Source organism: Micromonospora globispora (assembly GCF_003857015.1).
Classification (GTDB): domain Bacteria; phylum Actinomycetota; class Actinomycetes; order Mycobacteriales; family Micromonosporaceae; genus Micromonospora; species Micromonospora globispora.
The window spans coordinates 1-5,571 of record NZ_QGGF01000123.1 but is presented as its reverse complement, the minus strand read 5'-3'; the positions used below and the strand labels follow the sequence as shown (position 1 = coordinate 5,571).

General features: G+C 70.9%; 5 protein-coding genes. 1 reads left to right on the top strand and 4 read right to left on the bottom strand.

Features of this window, described 5'->3' with window-relative positions; all coding sequences use genetic code 11:
* From DKL51_RS04455 to DKL51_RS04445, 3 genes are all read right to left on the bottom strand, one after another.
* Positions 1-804 (bottom strand): PrgI family protein (locus tag DKL51_RS04455; protein WP_148097725.1); only part of this gene is annotated, 804 nt, incomplete at its 3' end.
* Positions 801-1,721, bottom strand: coding sequence for a TrbL/VirB6 family protein (locus DKL51_RS04450; RefSeq protein ID WP_124811755.1), 921 nt, complete (start codon positions 1,719-1,721; stop codon positions 801-803). The genes DKL51_RS04455 and DKL51_RS04450, both read right to left, overlap by 4 nt.
* Before the next feature lie 7 nt (positions 1,722-1,728).
* Positions 1,729-2,112 (bottom strand): pilin, encoded by a 384-nt coding sequence (locus tag DKL51_RS04445; RefSeq protein ID WP_109965653.1) that lies wholly within the window; start codon positions 2,110-2,112, stop codon positions 1,729-1,731.
* 649 nt (positions 2,113-2,761) lie between these two features.
* Between DKL51_RS04445 and DKL51_RS04440 the strand changes: the two genes are divergently transcribed.
* Complete coding sequence (locus tag DKL51_RS04440) at positions 2,762-3,532, top strand: AAA family ATPase (protein WP_243420796.1); 771 nt, start codon at positions 2,762-2,764, stop codon at positions 3,530-3,532.
* Between the two features lie 383 nt (positions 3,533-3,915).
* Here the strand turns inward: DKL51_RS04440 and DKL51_RS04435 are convergent, their stop codons facing one another.
* Complete coding sequence (locus DKL51_RS04435; RefSeq protein WP_124811754.1) at positions 3,916-4,779, bottom strand: hypothetical protein; 864 nt, start codon at positions 4,777-4,779, stop codon at positions 3,916-3,918.
* Between the last annotated feature and the right edge of the window lie 792 nt (positions 4,780-5,571).

The following is a 5,571-nucleotide window of genomic DNA, read 5'->3' as shown; positions in this document are numbered from 1 at the left end:
GCCGCCGAGCCCGGACAGGGCCCGGACGGTGTCGTCCGCCCGGCGCCGGGCGGAGTGGGCAGTCCGCTCGCCGGTGCCGGCGCGGGTGACGATGAGGACCTGCCGACGCAGCGGGTCCCGCCGTTGGGCGAGATCCTCGAGGAACCGGGCGTGGTCGGCTGACGCGTCGCCGAGGGCCGGATGGGGGAGCGCCTCGACTGCCCGGGCCAGTGTGCGGGCGTGGGAGTGCAGGTCGAACGGCTGCGCGGACACGACGATCTGCGTCGGGGTCGACAAGCTGTTGAGCCAGCGGCCGAAGGTGTCGACCAGTGCGGCCTGCTCGTCCGGGGTGCGCAGGGCGAGGTTGACGTTGGTGGCGGCGACCATCGCCGCCCGGCCGGCACCGAGCCGTATCTCGCCGGCTTCGTCGATGGCGTCGGCGGGCAGCTTCAGCGGTCCGGGCAGCATCACCTTCGTCTTCGGCGCCTGCACCCACTCCGGGGTCTTCGACGTCGTGTCGGTGGTCGACAGCGCCTGCGGCGCCCGCGCGTGGCGGACGGCGGCGAGTAGCCACAGGTCCAAGGGCAGGCCGTCGCGGCGGCCGACCGCGACGCCGAAGACCAGGCCACCGGCGACGATGGCCACCCCGACCAGCACGGGCGCCGGCACGACATCGTGCAGCGCTCGCCAGGCGCCGTAGAAGGCGAGGGCGGCGACGGCGAGGATGGCCAGCTGGCGGAACGTGAGCCCGTAGAGCACCTTGTCGGGGGCGTCGACGTCGGCGGGCATCCTCGCCCGCACCGCCTTCGTGTCGTGGTGGTTCATCGGCCCACCGCCCGCAGCCCGCGGCCGAGGCCGGGAATCGACCGGGTGGCCTGCTGCACCACGATCACCCGCACCGCCGCGCCGATCATGTTGGCGCCCCGGCCACCGCCGCTTGTGGAGACGAAGCGGCGCATGAGGGCGGGCACCCGCAGCGTGGTCCACAGCATGACCATGACCACGAACAGGTTGATCACCCCGCCCGGATCCACCGGCAGCCCGAGCACAGGCAGCAGGTTGTCGGGGTCGGTGAGCATCCACTGCCCGGCATAGAGGGTGAACCCCTGCACGACCGGCACCGCGAGGGTGCCGGCGTAGGAGCGCCACCACAGCCGGGCGATCGGATCGGTCTGCGGCAGGGCGTGACACGCGAGGGCCAGGGGAGCGAAGGCCGTCAGGACGAGCACGGCGGCGAACCTGACGATCACGCTGAACACGGTGCCGGCGAGCAGGAACGCGATGATCGCGACGCAGACGACGAACAGCAGCACCGCGGTCCTGTCCTGCCCCGCGGTGATGTGGGTCTTGATCGCCCGCAACGCCCCGTCACTGTCACCCTCGGGCGTAGTGAGCGCGGCGGTGAGGGCGTTGGCGAGGTCGATGAGCATGCCGCACCACAACTGGGAGAAATGCGCGGCGACGAACCCCACGATCAGCCTCGGGACGAGGTCTTTGGCGGTGTAGCGGGAGGTTTCGCTGCCGCCGGCGGTCATGGTGAGCACGCCGGCGGCGACGAACGCCAGGACGAAGACGGTGTCCACAACGAGGACCGAACGGCCGGTCAGCGCCTGCACCTGCGGCAGGCCGGTGACGTTCGGGGTGACCAGCAGCGCGCTGCTGATCACCCCGAACAGGGCGTCCAGGCACGCGAGGATCGCCGCCGCCAGCCAGTCCAGGATCTGATCGAGCAGCCAACCCATAACGGCATCAGCCCCCGACGATTCCCCGGACGACCTGCAGCAGGACCGGCGCGAGGACCGCCAGGCCGTAGCCGACCAAAGCGTTCTTCAACGCCCCCTTGGCCTTGTCGACCTGCGCCGGGTCACCCCCAGCGGTGGCCCAGTACACACCGGCCAGGACGAGGAACAGGGTGGCCACGGCGGCGAGGATGCCGATCAGCCACGACTGCAGATTCGCGATCACGACCGGCAGCGAGTTCACCGCCAGCACCGGCACGCCGGTGTCGGCGTACGCGGCGGCGGGCGCCGTCAGCAACAGCATCACCGCACCGGTGACGGCGGCGACGCGGCCGGCCCAACGGGCGGTACGGGAGTGGGTGAGGGCACGAAGACGTGCCGAGATGCGAGACATGGTGGGTTCACCTCCGGCCCCGGCCGCCGTGCAACGGCATGCTGGGGCGCTAGCGGGCGGTCAGGAAAGGGGAGACCGCCGCCGGGCGCGCAGGCAGGGGGAACGCCATCAACCGGCCCGTCCTCGGGAGGAGCGCGTCCTCCCTTGTCGGGTAGCGGCGTGTTCGATGAGGTGTCAGCGCACCAAGCACTGCGCGGCACCCGAGGCGCCCGGCTCACGACGGCCCGACGTGTTCCCGGGCCCGGCGGCGGGCGGAACCTGATCGACGCCACGGACGGGGCGTGGTGGTTCCGCACCCTCAAACCGCCGTTTGTGTGCGCTGGCGAACGCCTGGACGACTCACAGCCGCTCACCATCCGGCCCGCGACTCTCACACCGCAGCTCACAGTCCCGCGCGCTGCCAGCGGACACCAGCAACTCCGGGTGGGCGGACAGAGGAGGGGACTTTCCTGCAACTACCCAGGGTGACCGTTGGCTGGAGCTGATGCGTCGGGCCTCACAGAGCGGAAGGTACGTGGCTCGGCACGGCTTGCTGCACCTTGACGCGGTGAGCCGGCTGCGTCAGCCGCTGAGGCGGCGAGGCGGGTTGCCCGCCAACTACCGTTGAGGCGGTGGAGGACATGGCGGCGGAGCAGGGGGTCGCGTGGTGGTGACCGATCCCAGTGCGTCGGCCCGACGTCGAGACGGCGGCGGTTTCCTGCGGTGGGTGGAGCTGGCCGAGGCCGACGCGGACCTGTCGGGCTATCCATTCACGCTGCCGGTCGTCGCAGGGCTGCGGGCGGCGGGCCGGCTGGAGCTGGATCCGGCGGTGACGTTTCTGGTCGGCGACAACGGCACCGGCAAGTCGACGTTGATCGAGGCGGTCGCGGTGGCGGCGGGGTTCAACCCCGAGGGCGGATCTGCCAACTTCCGGTTCAGCACCCGCGCCACAGAGTCACCTCTCGGTGAGTACCTGCGGCTGGTTCGCGGGATCGGTAAGCCGCGCACCGGGTTCTTCCTGCGCGCCGAGTCGTTCTACAACGTGGCCACTGAGATCGACCGCCTCGGTGTCGGCAATAGCTACGGCGGCCGCAGCGTGCACGAGCGTTCCCACGGTGAGTCATTCCTCGACCTGGCTACCCACCGGTTCGGGCCGCGTGGACTGTACCTGCTCGACGAGCCGGAGGCGGCGCTGTCGGTGCACGGCTGCCTGGCAATGCTCACCCGGATCCGCGACCTCGCTGAGACCGGTTCGCAGTTCGTCGTGGCCACCCATTCACCGATCCTGCTGGCCGTACCGCACGCGCGGATCCTGCAGATCGACGTCACCGGCACCATCAGCGAGGTCAGCTACGACGAGGCGCAGCCGGTGGTGTTGACCCGCTCGTTCCTGGCCGACCCGCAGCGGTACCTGCACCACCTGTTCAGCGACGACCGTTGACCCGCACCGCCGGACCCGAACATGCAGACGCCCGGCCCGCGGCAAATTTCGAGCGGCGGGCATGAGCCGTCGGGCTCCCCGCACTATGAGTTGCCGACATGTCCGTCATAGCCAGCGCACCCAGGGCAAAGAGACGACGAGCGGCACGCTGTGAGCCGCTGTGAGTTCCTGTGAATGCGGGGCTGGTGGCGGCGAAGCCGTCCCCCGGACTATTGGTCCGGCCGGCTCAGCCCATACCGGCGGCAGGGTCACCGATGTCGTCAACCCACCGGGGAGCGGACGTACCCGGAAACGAGCTGCGGCGCCCTCGCCATGGCCATCGGTGAGAGCGCCGCCGTTGTTCGGTTCGTCGCCGGTCTTCTCTGGGAACTGGGGGCTGCTGTCTACGCGGCTTGCGCCGTCGCCACTTGGGCGAGAGCGCGGCGTTCGCAGGCCCGGCGCAGCGCGGCCCGGCGTTGCGCTTCGGCCTCCAGCTCGTCAGCGGGCTGCAGGGCCGACACGCCGGTGAGCAGCCCGCGGGCCAAGGCGTCGGCGATGCGGGTGTCGATGCGCCGTAGCCGCATCCGCAGAGCGTCCGCAGTGATGCCGAGCCGAGCGGCGATCGGCTCGACCGCCCGCCGCCCCAGCCGCACCTCGATGTAGGGCTCCTCGTCGACGGGGTCGAGGATCCCCAGGCCCACCGCGCGGCGCACCAGCACATCCGGATGCCCGTACGGGACCTTCGGGATGCGCGGCCCGGTGACGTGGTCCACGTCTTCCAACGGCGTGAACTCGCTGGCCTGCTGCCGCAGCTCGTGACCGGCCCGCCATCCGGCCCGGCACAACGCCGCGTACGGCGCCGGTCGGGCCACGTCCACGTGGTCGCGCAGCGCCGCCAGGAAGCCCGTCAGGATCTCCGCGTCGATGTCGTCCGGGTCGCCGCGATAACCGGCGCACAGCTGCCCGGCGTAGCGGCGCAGCGCCGGCATCGCCATCCCGACTGCGGCGATCACCCACTGCGGCCCGCACATTCGGGCACGGCGGATCAACTCCCGCCACAACACGTCACGCGCCGTGTAGGCGCGCGCATGCTGCAGCAGCCAGTCCCGCACCGCCGGCATGGCCATCACACCCGACGGCAGGCCGTCGTCCGGGTCGAACATGTCAAGGTCGATGGACAGGGGCGTCGGGTCGCTCGTCAGCGCCACGAAGGCGGCGTCGGCGGCGTCCAGGGGCGAGGCGGGCCAGTCCGTGTCGGACACGCTCATGTCACCACTCCAGTGTCAGAGAGAATCGTCGGCCGACACCGCCGTCGTGTCACGGTGGCGTCGGGACGCCGATTACGCCACGGCCGGCACACACGAACCTCACAGCGCTGGCCAGGACAGGTCCGACACCAACGCGGGCGCCGCGACCCCACGCCTGACACGCGACCTCTTACATCGACCGCCGTCGTTGACGGCGACGGGTGACAATGCGGCTGGCCTGGGCTGCGACGCCCTCGTGGAGGGCGTGTAATCGCTGGCGGGCGGCGTGCCGGTGACCCTGCGTCGAGCGGAGGCGCAGCGATGACGCCGGCCGGCGTGACACTCAAAGCCACTCACAGCGACTCACGCTCGTGGTGGCGGCTGACATCGACGCGGCGCCGCGGTGTCAGGAACGCCGGAGCCATCGCCGGCGCCGGCGTCATACCGCTCCGTCGGCACGGTCATGGCAGCCGCCGCCGATGTCACCACCGGTGCCGTGTCACCCGCGCAATGACACGAGCGGCGATGACACCGTCGACTGTGTCTCAGACGGCAGCCCACCCACATCAATACCATCGACGAACCCCGCTGTCATCGGAGAGGGCGGCCGTGATGCTGCGCATCCGCCGACAGCCGAGGTGGGCGGTTGTAAGCGGTACCTGTAGATCGTTGTGAGCGGCTGTGAGTGGCGGTGAGAACGGCAGGCGTTCGCCAGGGCACACAAGCGCCGGTTTGAGGGTGTCAGCGCACTGCCTGCGCGGCGTGGAGCCGACACCACATGAGCGAGCACCCGCCGCACCACCCCCACGACCC